The following is a 13,978-nucleotide window of genomic DNA, read 5'->3' on the forward strand; positions in this document are numbered from 1 at the left end:
GGACGGATATACTTTAGGAGACCTCCTGACAGGCCGGTTCGATGCGATGGTAAAGACCCACGATCCACCCGCTCCCGACACCCATGCGACAGCTTCGAGTCGATCCAACGGTTCGGTTGCCCTCGAGGTGCGTTCCCTGTCGAAGTCGTTCGGAGCGGTCCGCGCCGCCAGGGAGGTCAGCTTCGAGATCCGGCGCGGCGAAGTGCTCGGTCTGCTCGGCGACAACGGGGCAGGCAAGACCACCGTTGTGAACTGCGTCTCGGGTGGCCTCACCCCCGACTCGGGGGACATCCTCATCGACGGTTCCGTGGTGTCCATCGAGAACCCTGAGGTCGCCCACCGGCTCGGCGTCGAAACGGTCCACCAGGACCTATCACTGGTGGACACGCTCGATGTCGCCACCAACCTCTTCCTGAACAGGGAACACACCTTCAGGTGGGGACTGTTCGGCTGGCTGGGATGGTTGGACCGGCGCCGCATGTACAGGGAATCCCGGGAGATACTCGACCGGCTGAGCATCGACATCCCGTCGGTGCGACAACCTGTCGACAAGCTGTCGGGAGGCCAGCGGCAGGCGGTAGCGGTCGGCCGGGCCGTGGCATGGGGTAACCACATCGTGGTTCTCGACGAACCGACGGCCGCGCTCGGAGTCGAGCAGACCCGCTTGGTGCTCGACCTGATCGAGCGCCTCAAGAAGCAAGGGGTCGCGGTACTGCTGGTGAGCCACAACATGCACGATGTCGTGAAGGTATGCGATCGGGTGGTCGTGCTCCGCCACGGCCTGAAGGTGGGCGAGATCGAAAGCATGGAAGGGATCACTCCCCGCCATCTCGTCGACATGATCACCGGCGTGGCGCTCGGGGATCTCGACACCGCCCGGCATACCGAAACATAAGCACACATAAGGAGGGATCGCCATGGCGACGATGTTGATGGGCTACGACACCGAGTATCACGCTATCGGTGAGAATCTGGCGCGGGGCGGCGGGGAGAGCTTCTACGGCTCCCTGCCCGACGACACCACCGAAGCGGGACTCGACATCATCACGGCCATCCACGAAGCCGTAGGTGTCACGGGCACGCTGTTCGTGTGCGGCCGGACGCTGCTCCAATGCCTCCCCGCGCTCAGGAAGGCAGCCGCCAACCCGCTGCTCGACGTCCAGCAGCACACCTACAGCCACATTCTCTTCAAGGACGACACCTGGAAGGGAGGGCTGTTCCCGCAGTCGCGGCCCGAGGCCCTCCGCCACGAACTGGAGGCGACATCCGCGCTCATCAAGGAGCATCTGGGCACCGACTGCATCGGGCTACGGACCCCGCACGGTTACTACCTGGGTCTCGCCGACCGGCCCGACCATCTGCAGCTGCTGGCGGATAACGGAATCGAGTACGTAACCTCCTGGGGGCGGAACTCGGAGCACGACATGCCCTCACCCTTCGATATCCAGCCGTTCTGGTACGAGGAGCAGGGATTCCCCGACATCCTGGAACTGCCCTTCCAGCACTGGGCGGACGCTTTCTGGTTCGAGGGGTACGGCATCGACCGGGGCGCCGAGTTCCTCGAAGTCCTCAAGCAAGGGGTGGACGAGATCGTCGACACGGACCTGGTCTACGGAGCCTGTTTTCACGAGTGGGCGATGATCCGCTACAACGAGGCGGGGACGGGCTGGGCGCGCGGCGTGATGGAGTACGCGGTCGAGCAGGGCGTGGAGGTCATGTCCTACACCGACTATTACAACCAGCAGCTGCAACAGCGAGGGTCGTGAGGGCTCAGGCCTTGACGCGCGGGCGTTTGGCGCTCCTGGTCGCGATCTCGGTGCTGGCGGTATCGTGCTACCTACCGCGTGCCGAGGGTGACCGTGACGTCGAGACATTCATACTGGCCAGCGTCCGCCAGTGTTCGTCGGAATCGGTGGGCGGCACGTTGCGCAACGACGCCGACGTGGCGGTGCGGCTGGAACTGGTGGCGATGTGGCTAGACCTCGCCAGTGAGGTCTACCACGAGGTGGGGTTCACGGTGGACCGGGTCGAAGCCGAAAGCGAAGTGCCATACTCGGTCGATGCCGGGGCTGATGTGGACCCGCCGCTTATCTGCACCGTGGAGACGTCATCCGTGGAAGTGATCGAATGAGGACATCAACATGTGTTCGGGTGGCTGCCGGACCGCTAGGAGGTCAAGCATGCAGACGGTGACCGACGAGGTTCGCACCAGCGCACTGAGCGCCGACGAGCTTCTTGAGTTCCATCACAAGGGATTCCTGCGACCAGGCCGGGTGTTCACCACCGAGCAGGTGGAGATGCTGCGGGACGTGGTGGAGAGGGCCCGCGTCCTCCAGAGGGGCAAGGGTGAGGAGTGGGACCTGCTCGATCCCGCCATCTGGCCCGAGGACAGCGTGCTCCCTCCCGAGCCGGGCAAGTCGGTGGGCTTCCTGTTCAACCTCTGGACATGGGACGAGAACATCCGGATCGTCTCCTTCAACTCGATCCTGGCCGGCTGGGCATCCCAGCTCATGGGATCGCGCCAGGTTCGGATCCTGGAGGACAACGCCCTGTTCAAGGATCCCGGGAAGGGCGGCAGCCTCAAGTGGCACCAGGACTATCCCTACTGGCCGCTCGCCCAGCCGAACGCCGTCACCGCCTGGCTGGCGCTCGACGACGTGACCGCCGAGAACGGGGCGATGCAGATGGTCCCGGGAAGCCACGTGATGGGCGAGACGCTGCCGGCCGCCTTCGGGACCGGATCGACCTACCTGCACGACCTGCGCCCCCCGACTGTCAGACCGATCGACGACCCTGCCGAGGTCGGCCTGCCGGTGGAGACGATCACGTTGCCGGCCGGTTCGGTGTCCATGCACCACTGCCTGACCTGGCACGCCTCGCTACCCAACGTCTCGACCATCCCGCGCCGGGCCATCGTCGTTCGCTTCTTTGCCGACGGCACCCGCTGGTTCGGCAGCAGACGATACGAGTTCAATTACTCGGACGACGAGGTGGGGATAGAGATCGGTGAGCCGATGGGAGGCAAGTACTTCCCCATCGTCCCGATCTGAGGCACGCAGAGGAGATAGGACCATGACGGGTTATCGGTTCAACGGGGGCCGGGTACTGCCATGCGAGGACCAGACGGTCATCGATCGAGGCTGCGTGGTGGTCGAGGCCGACCGGATCGCTTGGGTGGGTCACGCCGACGCCATCCCGCGGGAGTTCTTGGCAAACGGCTACGAGGAAGTCGACACCACCGGCCTCACGGTGATGCCCGGGCTGGTTGACGGGCACATGCACATAAGTTTCGGAGAGGCCGAGTCCGAAGAGGAGCTGTCGATCTACACACCGGCCGAATACCGGGCGATCCGCGCCTCGGTCGATGCGGAGAAGGCGCTGATGGCGGGCGTGACCTCCAGCTGCGATCCGGGAGGACCGTATGCGGTGGCGATCGCGGTGCGGGACGCGATCGAAGCCGGCCTCATCCAGGGACCGCGGATGGCCTGCGCGGGCAAGCAGATCACCACCCAGCAGGGAATCGGGGACGGTTTCCCCAGCTGGATCGGGGTCCCGGAGTCCTCGTTCGGTGCACTGGTGCGCAACCGGGACGAACTGCTCCAGGAGATCCGCAACGAGGTGAAGGACGGTGTCAACCTCATCAAGATCGCCGGATCCGGCGCCTCGTCCGACGAGTACGCCTCCTTCCGGCTGGATGAACTCGAGCTGGCCGTCGAGGAGTCCCACCGCCTGGGCCGTCCGGTCACCATCCACGCCCGGTCCCGCCAATCGGTCGAGTACGCGGCGCTGGCGGGCGTGGACTGGATCATGCACGCCTCCTACATGGACGAGCCGACCCTCGAGATGGTCCTGGAGAAGGACATCCCCCTGCTCCCTGCCATGACGCTGCTGGTCAACACCCTGGAGGCCAACCGGGCCAACCTCTCCCCGCCCGTGCGGGACCGTTTCAAGCGCGAGCTGGACGCCGCGGTCGCAATCCTCAGCAAGGCGCACGAGTCCGGTGCCACCATGATCGGGGGTTCGGAGTCAGGATTCGCCATGACCCCCTACGGCCAGTGGCATGCCAGGGAGATGGAGCTGTTCGTCGACCTCCTCGGCATGTCCCACTTCGAGGCCCTGCTGTCGATGACCCGTAATAGCGCCGTAACGCTGCCGCAGCACGCCAGCAAGATCGGAACGTTGACGCCGGGCAAGTACGCCGACCTGCTGGTAGTGGAGGGCAACCCGGACGAGGACGTCACGATCCTCCAGGAGCGGGCGAGCATCCGCACCATCGTCAAGGCCGGGAGCCCGGTCTCGCCATGGCGGCCTGCCTCACTGCCGAGGTTGAAGCATTCCTTCGAGAAGACCCACGTCTTTACCCCGGAGGTGTACCGGTTTGATGAACGGGCCGGATCGTCCGACTCTTATGCGGCACTGATCGCGACGCTGTGAGGGAAAGGACCGTTTTGTGAGCGAAGGCTTCCCAGACTTCATCAAGGCACTGCCCGTGCCGGACAGCCCGGTCGACATGCGGGCTCACATCGTTCCGAACGAGTACTGCATGCCGATGTTCTACGAGATCGACCACGATGTCGAGGTGCCCGAACACGTCCACGGCGCGCAGTGGGGGGTGGTTCTCGAGGGGGAGATGGAGATGACGATAGGAGGCGAGACCCGCACCTACCGCCGCGGTGACACCTACACGGTCCCCGCCGGTGTAACCCATATCACCCGCATCCGGGGGGGTTACCGCGGGATCGACGTGTTCGCAGACGCCGACCGTTACCTGCCCAAGAAGGAGACGACACCATGAAGGCCGCCCTAATCACCGCACCCGGCGCTACTCCTGTCGTGGAGGAGCGCGACCTGCCGGCGCCGGCGGAGGGCGAAGTCGCTGTAGAGCTCGAGGCGGCTTCTCTCAACCCGGTCGATCTGGCCATCGCATCCGGCGGGTTCTATGCCGGACACCCGCCCATGCCCTACGTAACAGCCGTCGAGGCAGTGGGCCGCCTGGAGGACGGCAGGCGCGTGTTCGTCATGGGCGGTGGCCTCGGCGTGGTGCGGGACGGGACCGCCGCCGAGCGTTTCAATGCTCCGGAGATCGCCCTGGTCGATATCCGTGACGACGCGGATGCCGCCACCGCCGCGGCGCTCGGAACCGCCGCGCTCGCCGGCTGGCTTCCCATCACCTGGGCGGCGAAGCTGCAGCCGGGAGAGACCGCCATCGTCCTGGGGGCGACGGGTGCGGCGGGAAGCATCGCGGTCCAGGCGGCACGCATTGCCGGAGCGGCGAAGGTGGTGGCCGTGGGACGGAATCCCGAGCGGCTTGCGGCCCTGGTGGGGATGGCCGACGCGGTGGTATCCACCGAGGGTGACGATCTGGCCGGCCGATTGCAGGCCGCTGCCGAAGGCGGGGCCCAGGTGGTGTTCGATGCCCTATGGGGCGGTCCCCTCGAGGCGGCGCTCACCGCCACCGCGCTCGGGGCCCGGGTGATCCACGTCGGGCAGGCGGCGAGCGGCGTCGCCACGCTCGCGTCCGGGCTGGTCCGCGGTAAGCAGCTCACGATCAGGGGATACAGCAATTTCGGAGTACCGCGCGACGTGGTGGTCGCCACGTACCTGGAGATGGTGGACCTGGCGACCGCCGGCGATCTGATCCTCCCGGTTGCCACGACGCCGCTCTCCGGCGTGGCCTCCGCCTGGGGCGGGGTAGCTTCGGGCAACGGCAAGCAAGTGCTGATCCCCGGGTAGGGCAAAGAACATCCATGGCCCACGAGGTCTTCATACCCAAGACCGGCATCTACATGGACGACTGCCACCTGATCGACTGGCTCGTGGAAGAGGGGGCATCGGTCCGCGCCGGTGAGGCACTGTTCCTCATGGAGACCAACAAGGTGGAGATGGAGATCGAGGCGGGCGCCGACGGGATCGTGCATCATGGGGCGCCGGTCGGTGAGGACTACCCGATCGGGAGAGTGATCGGCTGGATCGCCGAGAGCGAGGCCGAGTACCGGAGCCTGGTCGAGGGAGGAGCAACCGCATGACCATCGCGGACCGGACGCTGCTCGAGATGTTCGAGACGATGATGAAGATCCGGCTGTTCGAGGAGAGGGTCACGCTCGAGTACCAGCGGGGAGACATGCCCGGCTTCGTCCACACCTACATCGGCGCGGAGGCCGTGGCAACCGCGGTGTGCGCCAACCTGTCGGACCATGACCTCATCGCCAGCACCCACCGCGGCCATGGGCACTGTCTGGCCAAGGGATGCTCGATCGCGGGGATGCTCGCCGAGCTGTACGGGCGCGAGACCGGCCTCTGCAAGGGCCGGGGCGGATCGATGCACATCGCAGACTTCGAGATAGGGATGCTGGGCGCCAACGCCATCGTCGGCGGGAGCATCGGCCTCGCCACCGGCGGAGCCTTCGCCCAGCAGGTCAAGGGCACGTCGAACGTCTCGGTCAGCTTCTTCGGGGACGGCGGGGCCGGGCAGGGCATCCTCTACGAGTCGATGAACCTGGCTTCCATCTGGAAGCTGCCGGTCATATACGTGTGCGAGAACAACGGCTGGGCGGAGTCCACCCCGGCGTCCTACTCCCAGAGCGTCGAGGATCTGAGCCGACGGGCCGACGGGTTCGGCATTCCGGGACATGTGGTGGACGGCGCCGACGCCTGCGCGGTCCACGACGTAGCCGCAGAAGCGATCGGGCGGGCCCGGCGCGGCGCGGGTCCTTCGTTCATCGAGGCGAAGATCCCCCGCATCTCGGCTCACTACGTGGGCGACACCCAGAAGTACCGAGACGAAGACGATCTCGAGGCCGCCAGGCGGAGGGATCCGCTCAAGCGGTTCCGGTCGGAACTGGAGGCGGCCGGGATACTCACGGAGGCAGCCGTGGATGGCATCCGCGCGGCCATCGTGGATGAGCTGGACCGGGGCGTGGCGGCCGCCAAGGCCGATCCGTGGCCGACCGCCGCCGGCGTCACCGACTACGTCTACAGCGGAGCGTACTAATGCCTAGAAGGCCGATCACCATGCTCCAGGCCGTGGGCGAGGCCATGTTCCAGGCGATGGCAGCCGACGATACGGTGGTGGTGTACGGCGAGGACGTGGTGGGTGGAGCAGGTCTCGGCGAGCCGTACGAAGGGGCGATGGGGGGCACCTTCGGTGCCACCAGGGGCCTGTTCCACGAGTTCGGTCCTACCCGGGTCCGGGACACCCCCATCTCCGAGGCGGGCATCGTCGGGATCGCGGTCGGCGCCGCAGCAGCCGGGATCCGGCCGGTGGTCGATATGATGTGGTCCAGCTTCACGCCGCTGGCCTTCGACCAGATCCACAACCAGGCGGCCAAGATGCGCTACATGTTCGGCGGCCAGGCAAACGTGCCCCTCGTGCTGCGGATGGCCATAGGCGCCGGGCTGGGAGCGGCCGGGCAGCACTCCGACACGCTTTACTCCGTCTACACGCACCTGCCGGGGATCAAGGTCGTGATCCCTACCACCCCCTACGACGCCAAGGGACTGCTGCTGGAGTCCATCGCGGACGACAATCCGGTCCTGTTCTTCGAGCACATGCGCCTCTACAACACCCGCCAGGAGGTGCCGGAGGACCCGTACACCGTCCCCCTCGGCTCGGCCTCGGTCACCCGCCCGGGAACGGACGTGACCATCGTCGGGATCTCGTACATGGCCAAGCTGGCGTTGGAGGTAGCCGACGCCCTGGCTTCGGACGGCATCGAGGCGGAGGTGATCGACCCCAGATCCCTGTCGCCGCTCGACTCGGAGACAATCCTGGAGTCGGTCCGCAAGACCGGACGGCTGGTCGTGGTGGACGAGAGCCCGCCCAGGTGCAGCATCGCGGCCGACATCGCCGCCATGGTCTCGGAACACGCCTTCGACGCGCTCGCCGCCCCGGTGAGGCGGGTCACGTCCCCCCACTCCCCCGTACCGCTGAGCCCACCCCTGGAGAACGCCTACATCCCCGATGCCGCCCGCATCAAAGCAGCTGTCGGGAAAGTTCTGAGTTCGTAACGGTTCAACCCTATCCCCATCCCGGCTGGTCCTTGGTCGTCTCGTGACCAACGAGGCTCTGCCCGACGCGTGGGAGCCGGTTCGTCTAGCCTCAGTCAGCAAAGTTCAGCCGAATTGGACCGCACGCTCCTGCCTCCGCGCAGACGTGTCGGCGGTGCGCGAGCTGGACCAAGCTCCATGAGGCGAGGGAGGCTCCCATGAGACTACGACCCCTTTACCGCATGATTGCTTGCCTACTGGCGATCGGGCTGGTGGCGGCGGCGTGCGGAACCGACGAAGAAGAGGCCCCGGCGACGACTCAAGCGGCCACCCAAGCGACCACCCAGGCCACGCAAGCGCCCACAACGACCGAAGCGGCCATGGAAGGTCCCCAGCGGGGCGGCACGCTCGTGTTCGCCCGCCAGTTGGAGACCAACACGCTCAACCCCTTCGAGCTGTCAGACAACGGTCAGATCTACGCCCACGAGTTGATCTTCGACACCCTGGTGTACGCGGATCCCAAGGGAGGCACCTCGATCATCCCGGCCCTCGCCGAATCGTGGACGGTCAGCGATGACGGCCTCGACTGGAGCTTCACCCTCCGGGAGAACGCCATGTTCAGCAACGGCGACCCGGTCACGTCCGAGGACGTGCAGTACTCGCTCGACAGGTTCGCCAATCCCGAGATCAACACGATCCTTCCGTTCCTCGCCCTCGGGTACACGGGCACCGAGATCATCGACGACCGCAACTTCATCATCCATCTCGACCAGCCGATCGCGGCGTTCTTGGAGAACATCAGCATCTTCCCGGCGTACATCGTGCCGAAGGCCGTGCTCGAGGCCCAGGGCGATGCCTTCTGGGAGGACCCCGTCGGAAGCGGCCCGTTCAAGCTCAAGGAGTGGATCCGGGGTACGAGCATCAGCTTCGAGCCGAATCCCTACTACTGGGAGGAGGGCAAGCCCTACCTCGACGAGCTGCGCTACGACTTCATAGTGGACGACAACACGAGGGCGTTGAAGCTCGACTCGGGCGAAGCTCACGTGATGGAGAGCGTCCCGTTCACCCAGATCGACGCGGTCGGAGATATGGACGGGGTAACTGTGCTGGTACGGGAAGTCACCCGCCAGGAGCCCGTCTGGATCAACAACAGCGCCCCACCGCTCGACGAGCTCGCCGTCCGCCAGGCGCTGAGCTACGCCACCGATAGGGAAGCGATAAACGCCGCAGTGTTCGGAGGGGTCGGCACGATCCCCAACCACCTGATACCGCCGCTCAAGTACAACGCGCCGACCAGCGAAGTGGCCCCGTTCGAGTTCGATCTGGACAAGGCCAAGGAATTGATCGCATCGTCCTCGGTTCCCGACGGGTTCAGCATCACCTTCCAGTTCCCGGCCGGCTCGGGGCAGCACAAGTCCCTGGCCACGGTCCTGCAGGCCCAGTGGGCCGAGATCGGCGTGGACCTGCAGTTGGTGGAGTTGGATGAGAGCACCCTGGCCGACAACCTGTTCAGCTACGGTTACGAGATCACCATGCCCTTCCTGAAGTGGACCTCGGACGTGCTGGTTCCCGACGAGTTCGCCCTGCTGATGACCGATCCCACCGAGGGTGGGCTGGACGGCTTCTTCAGCGCATGGGGCAATGAGGCGTTATGGGCCATGGTGGAGGAGGCGGTTGCGGCCACCGAGGAGCGACGGCAGGAGCTCTGGCCCCAGATACAGGCTGCGTGGGTCGCCGACATGCCGTGGCTGAACATCCTGTGGCTGCCCCTGGCGACGGGCGTGCGGGACGGCGTGCACGACGTCGACCAGGACGCTCTCGGCGTGTACCACTTCGAGAACACATGGATCGAGCAGTAGGGAACGGCCTGCGAACTCGGCAGTACAAAGTGGTCTGTCTGCAAAACGGCTTGCCGCGCCCTGCTTGCCATCGACGCCCCTCGCGGCGTTCCGCCTCCTCGACGTACCGCTGCGGGTACGCCTTCGTCGGCGCGCCTTGCGAGGAACGCCGCTGCCGGCGCATGCCACGGCGCAGTTCCGCAGACAGACCACCGGGCGGCTGACCCGGCAACGTGTACCGTTACATGGGTCGCCGCCTGCTGCACAGCATCCCGGTGGTAGCGGCGGTCATCGTCGGCGCGTTCGTCATCATCGTGCTCGTGCCCGGAGACCCGGCCCTGAACATGCTGGGGTACAACGCCACGCCGGAGAGCCTGGCGATCCTGCGTCGTGAGTTGGGTCTTGACCGTTCGGTACCCGAGCAGTTCATCGGCTTCCTCAGGGGCGCCGTGGTCGGTGACTTCGGCGAGTCGATCCTCAAGAAGGAACCGGTCCGCGACGTAATAGCCACCCGTGCGGTGATCAGCTTCGCTCTGCTGTTCTACAGCGTGGTGATCGCGGTGCTCGTGGCGGTTCCCCTCGCGATCCTGTCCGCGGTGAAAAGGAATCGCTGGCAGGACCATCTCATGCGGTTGGGCAGCATGATCACCTTCGCCATGCCCTCCTTCTGGCTGGGGCTGCTGCTAGCGCTGTTCTTCGCCATCCGGTTGGGCTGGCTGCCGGTGGCGGGATACGACAAGACCAGCGTCCTCACCATCCTGCGCAGCCTCACCTTGCCGGCAACCACCATCGGGTTGTTCCTGGCGCCGATCCTGGCCCGAACCTTGCGCTCCAGCATCATCGAGGTGCTGGACCAGGAGTACGTGGAGGCTGCCCGGGCCAGGGGGTACCGCGAGTCCAGGGTGATCGGCCGGCACGTCATGAGGAACTCGCTGATCGCCACGGTCACGGTGCTTTCGCTGATCATCGGGTTCATGATCAGCGGGTCCGTGATCATCGAGAACGTCTTCGCGATTCCGGGCCTGGGGTCGCTGATCGTCGACGCCGTGCTGCAGCGCGACTACCCGGTCATCCAGGCACTGGTGCTGTTCTTCGGGCTCACCGTCATCCTGATCAACCTCGCGGCCGACCTCACCTACGCCGCGATAGACCCGCGCGTGAGGCTGATAACCAAATGACCATCGCGAGCGAGGCGCCGGCGCGCCAGGAGCGGTTGCTGGTGGCGACCCGGCGGCTACGGAGGCGGGCCCTGTCCGACCGGCGGTGGTCGAACGTCGCGCTCTACATCGGCGGGTCGATAGTGGTACTGGTCGTCCTCGCCGGACTTCTGGCTCCATGGATCTCGCCGTACCCGCCCAACGAACTCGACCTGACGGCAACGCTCCAGCCGCCCTCCGGCGAACACTTCTTCGGCACCGACGAACTCGGCCGGGACGTCTTTTCCCGCGTGCTGCACGGGATACGGCTGGACATGGCGATCGTGCTCGTGATCACCTACGTGCCGCTGCTGGTGGGAGTCACCCTGGGCATGATCGCCGGTTACTTCGGGGGCTGGGTCGACACGGTTATCAACCGTGCAGTCGACATCGTGATGGCTTTCCCTTTCCTGGTCGTCGTGATCGCGGTCGTAGCCATCACGGGACCCGGTCTGGTCGGCATCTTCATCGGCGTGCTGTCGGTCGGCTGGGCTCTCTATGCCAGGCTGGCCCGGAGCGAAATGCTGGTGATCCGTGAGCAGCAGTACATGCTGGCCGCCAAGGGCCTCGGCTACTCCACCTCCCGCATCCTCGGCCGCCACGCCGTGCCCAACCTCATCCGGTCCCCGCTGGTGTTCTCGGTGGCTGACATCGTGCTCAACCTGCTGCTCATCGCCGGTGTCTCCTACCTCGGTCTCGGTGTCCAGGCGCCGACAGCCGAACTCGGCGTCATAGTCGCCGACGGACAGGGCCACCTCCGGGTCGGGTGGTGGATCACCACCCTGTCCGGTCTGGTGCTGGTAACGATCGGGGTCGGTTTCAGCATGCTCGGCGACGCGCTGGCCGACCGGCTCGGAGAGGAGTTGCGATTGACGGTGTAGGCGGACCCCCGCTCCTCGACGTGGAAGATCTCCACACCGGCTTCCCAACCCTGGAAGGCCTGCTACTCGCCACCAACGGGGTGAGTTTCACCGTGGAACGGGGCGCCACCCTGGCGCTCGTGGGCGAGTCGGGATCTGGCAAGAGCATGACGTGCCGATCGATCATCGGGCTGGTGCCCAAGCCGGGAGAGGTCATCGACGGGCGGGTGGTGTTCAACGGGCGTGACCTGCTCAGGCTGTCCCGCGCCGAACTCCGTAAGGTGCGCGGGGGCGAGATCGGGATGGTCTTCCAGGATCCGACCGCCTCGCTCAACCCCGTCTACAAGGTCGGCAACCAGATCGTCGAAGTGCTCAAGATCAAGCGCGGGATGGGTACGCGGGAGGCAAACCGGCGGGCGATCGAGCTGCTCGACCGGGTCGGCATCGCCTCGCCGGAGACGCAGTTCCACTCGTACCCGCACGAGATGAGCGGCGGCATGCGACAGCGGGCGATGATCGCCAGTGCCATCGCCGCCGAACCGATGCTCCTGATCGCGGACGAACCCACAGCCGCCCTCGACGTGACCGTGCAGGCGCAGATCATGGCGCTGCTCAGCGAGCTGCAGCAGGACACGGGGATGGCGATGATCCTCGTCTCCCATGACTTCGGGGTCATCGCCCAGCACTGCGACCACGTGGCGGTGATGTACGCCGGCTACATAGTCGAGCAGGCGCCGGTCCAGGAGATATTCGACCATCCCAACCATCCCTACACGCAGGCGTTGCTGGCATCGATCCCGCATCTCGACGCCGTGAACCGTACGGAGATAGTCCCGGTCAAGGGGCAGCCCCCGGAGCTCTCCAGGCTGCCTTCCGGATGCCCGTTCAGCCCCAGATGCAGCTTCGTCAGGGATGGCTGCGGCTCGGTCCCCATGTCGCTGCAAGCGGTGGGACGCGACCATGTCACGGCTTGCCCGTTCGTGACGTGGCGCGATCGCCAGGCCGGGGCACCGGACCGGGGAGACGCGCTGCCGTGACCATGACGCGTCCACCGGAGGACCCGAGCCGGGACGTTCTGCTCCAGGTCGAAGGCCTCACCAAGGGCTACCCGGTGCGCCGTACCTTGGTCGAGCGGATGAGGAGAGCCCCGGTCCGGCGTCTCGTCGCCGTGGAGGATGTCTCCTTCCGGGTGCGCCGCCAGGAGGTGATGGGCATAGTCGGCGAGTCGGGAAGCGGCAAGACCACCCTCGGCCGATGCCTGATCCGCCTGGTCGACCCCGATGACGGAAGCGTCAGGTTCGACGGCATCGACGTGCGGTCCATCGAGGGAACCGAACTGCGCCGGCTGCGCCGCCGGGTGCAGATGGTCTTCCAGGATCCATTCACGTCGCTGAATCCCCGCCTCACGGTGGGAGCGTCGATCCTCGAAGCCGGCAAGGTGCATGGCCTCGTCGACGCCGGCCAGGACGATGCGTTCGTGGCCGGGCATCTCGAGAGCGTCGGGCTCTCGGCCACGCTCGCCGACCGGCGTCCCAGGCAACTGAGCGGCGGGCAGCGGCAGCGGGTCGCCATCGCCCGGGCTCTGGCGGTCGGCCCGGACATGCTGGTCGCGGACGAGCCGGTGAGCGCACTCGACGTCTCCATCCAGGCCCAGATCATCAACCTCTTCCGGGATCTGCAGGCCCGCCTGGGGCTCACGATGATCTTCATCGCCCACCAGCTCTCCGTCGTCTCCCAGGTGGCCGACACGGTGGCGGTCATGTACATGGGGCGGATCGTGGAGCGGGGACCGATCGAGAAGGTGTTCGGGCGGCCCGAGCACCCCTACACGCAGGCTCTCCTGGCTTCGCGTCCCGACCCGGATCCGCGCCACAAGGCCGAACCACCGCTGCGTGGAGACGTCCCGTCACCCCTTGACATGCCCCCCGGGTGCAAGTTCTCCACCAGGTGTCCCTTCGTCCAGGACATGTGCCGCGAGGCCGAACCCGCTCTCGAGCACACCGGGTCGCGGCACCTGGTAGCTTGCTACGTGAAGCCCCCGGCCCGGGAGGGCGGTTACGCATGAACTCGCATCTTCGCCAGACGGGGAGCGCTCTCT

General features: G+C 66.1%; 15 protein-coding genes. All 15 read left to right on the forward strand.

Annotated features, from left to right (window positions below; translation table 11 throughout):
* The first annotated feature begins 46 nt into the window (after positions 1-46).
* Positions 47-895 (forward strand): ATP-binding cassette domain-containing protein, encoded by an 849-nt coding sequence (locus OXM57_01275; protein ID MDE0351311.1) that lies wholly within the window; start codon positions 47-49, stop codon positions 893-895.
* Between the two features lie 22 nt (positions 896-917).
* Positions 918-1,766 (forward strand): polysaccharide deacetylase family protein, encoded by an 849-nt coding sequence (locus tag OXM57_01280; GenBank protein MDE0351312.1) that lies wholly within the window; start codon positions 918-920, stop codon positions 1,764-1,766.
* 11 nt (positions 1,767-1,777) lie between these two features.
* Complete coding sequence (locus tag OXM57_01285; protein MDE0351313.1) at positions 1,778-2,131, forward strand: hypothetical protein; 354 nt, start codon at positions 1,778-1,780, stop codon at positions 2,129-2,131.
* Between the two features lie 49 nt (positions 2,132-2,180).
* Entirely contained in the window at positions 2,181-3,050 is an 870-nt protein-coding gene (locus OXM57_01290; protein MDE0351314.1) for a phytanoyl-CoA dioxygenase family protein, read from the forward strand.
* Between the two features lie 22 nt (positions 3,051-3,072).
* Positions 3,073-4,434, forward strand: coding sequence for an amidohydrolase family protein (locus OXM57_01295; protein MDE0351315.1), 1,362 nt, complete (start codon positions 3,073-3,075; stop codon positions 4,432-4,434).
* A 16-nt stretch (positions 4,435-4,450) separates the two neighbouring features.
* Positions 4,451-4,795, forward strand: coding sequence for a cupin domain-containing protein (locus OXM57_01300; GenBank protein MDE0351316.1), 345 nt, complete (start codon positions 4,451-4,453; stop codon positions 4,793-4,795).
* Positions 4,792-5,733, forward strand: a complete 942-nt coding sequence (locus OXM57_01305; GenBank protein ID MDE0351317.1) for a zinc-binding alcohol dehydrogenase family protein — start codon at positions 4,792-4,794, stop codon at positions 5,731-5,733. Before OXM57_01300 ends, OXM57_01305 begins: the two co-directional genes overlap by 4 nt.
* Before the next feature lie 14 nt (positions 5,734-5,747).
* A complete protein-coding gene (locus OXM57_01310; protein ID MDE0351318.1) occupies positions 5,748-6,026 on the forward strand; it encodes a lipoyl domain-containing protein in 279 nt (92 codons plus the stop codon).
* The gene (locus OXM57_01315) at positions 6,023-6,991 is read left to right on the forward strand and encodes a thiamine pyrophosphate-dependent dehydrogenase E1 component subunit alpha (protein MDE0351319.1); all 969 of its coding nucleotides are present in this window, start codon (positions 6,023-6,025) and stop codon (positions 6,989-6,991) included. The genes OXM57_01310 and OXM57_01315 overlap by 4 nt, the downstream gene beginning before the upstream one ends.
* Positions 6,991-8,007, forward strand: coding sequence for an alpha-ketoacid dehydrogenase subunit beta (locus OXM57_01320; protein ID MDE0351320.1), 1,017 nt, complete (start codon positions 6,991-6,993; stop codon positions 8,005-8,007). The genes OXM57_01315 and OXM57_01320 overlap by 1 nt, the downstream gene beginning before the upstream one ends.
* Positions 8,008-8,204: 197 nt before the next feature.
* Positions 8,205-9,845 (forward strand): ABC transporter substrate-binding protein, encoded by a 1,641-nt coding sequence (locus OXM57_01325; GenBank protein MDE0351321.1) that lies wholly within the window; start codon positions 8,205-8,207, stop codon positions 9,843-9,845.
* A gap of 224 nt (positions 9,846-10,069) precedes the next feature.
* Positions 10,070-11,002, forward strand: coding sequence for an ABC transporter permease (locus OXM57_01330; GenBank protein ID MDE0351322.1), 933 nt, complete (start codon positions 10,070-10,072; stop codon positions 11,000-11,002).
* Complete coding sequence (locus OXM57_01335) at positions 10,999-11,901, forward strand: ABC transporter permease (protein MDE0351323.1); 903 nt, start codon at positions 10,999-11,001, stop codon at positions 11,899-11,901. The genes OXM57_01330 and OXM57_01335 overlap by 4 nt, the downstream gene beginning before the upstream one ends.
* A 20-nt stretch (positions 11,902-11,921) precedes the next feature.
* On the forward strand, positions 11,922-12,917 hold the full coding sequence (locus OXM57_01340; GenBank protein ID MDE0351324.1) for an ABC transporter ATP-binding protein: 996 nt from the start codon (positions 11,922-11,924) through the stop codon (positions 12,915-12,917).
* 2 nt (positions 12,918-12,919) lie between these two features.
* Positions 12,920-13,945 carry an ABC transporter ATP-binding protein gene (locus tag OXM57_01345; protein ID MDE0351325.1) on the forward strand — a complete coding sequence of 342 codons (1,026 nt, stop codon included), beginning with the start codon at positions 12,920-12,922 and terminating at the stop codon, positions 13,943-13,945.
* The last annotated feature ends 33 nt before the right edge of the window (positions 13,946-13,978 follow it).

Source organism: bacterium (genome assembly GCA_028820935.1).
Lineage (GTDB): Bacteria > Actinomycetota > Acidimicrobiia > Spongiisociales > Spongiisociaceae > Spongiisocius.

Coding starts and splice junctions, on each gene's coding strand:
- OXM57_01325 (MDE0351321.1), top strand. CDS start 8,205: ATGAGACTACGACCCCTTTACCGCATGATTGCTTGCCTACTGGCGATC.
- OXM57_01275 (MDE0351311.1), top strand. CDS start 47: ATGGTAAAGACCCACGATCCACCCGCTCCCGACACCCATGCGACAGCT.
- OXM57_01305 (MDE0351317.1), top strand. CDS start 4,792: ATGAAGGCCGCCCTAATCACCGCACCCGGCGCTACTCCTGTCGTGGAG.
- OXM57_01315 (MDE0351319.1), top strand. CDS start 6,023: ATGACCATCGCGGACCGGACGCTGCTCGAGATGTTCGAGACGATGATG.
- OXM57_01320 (MDE0351320.1), top strand. CDS start 6,991: ATGCCTAGAAGGCCGATCACCATGCTCCAGGCCGTGGGCGAGGCCATG.
- OXM57_01280 (MDE0351312.1), top strand. CDS start 918: ATGGCGACGATGTTGATGGGCTACGACACCGAGTATCACGCTATCGGT.
- OXM57_01290 (MDE0351314.1), top strand. CDS start 2,181: ATGCAGACGGTGACCGACGAGGTTCGCACCAGCGCACTGAGCGCCGAC.
- OXM57_01295 (MDE0351315.1), top strand. CDS start 3,073: ATGACGGGTTATCGGTTCAACGGGGGCCGGGTACTGCCATGCGAGGAC.
- OXM57_01330 (MDE0351322.1), top strand. CDS start 10,070: ATGGGTCGCCGCCTGCTGCACAGCATCCCGGTGGTAGCGGCGGTCATC.
- OXM57_01310 (MDE0351318.1), top strand. CDS start 5,748: ATGGCCCACGAGGTCTTCATACCCAAGACCGGCATCTACATGGACGAC.
- OXM57_01345 (MDE0351325.1), top strand. CDS start 12,920: ATGACGCGTCCACCGGAGGACCCGAGCCGGGACGTTCTGCTCCAGGTC.
- OXM57_01335 (MDE0351323.1), top strand. CDS start 10,999: ATGACCATCGCGAGCGAGGCGCCGGCGCGCCAGGAGCGGTTGCTGGTG.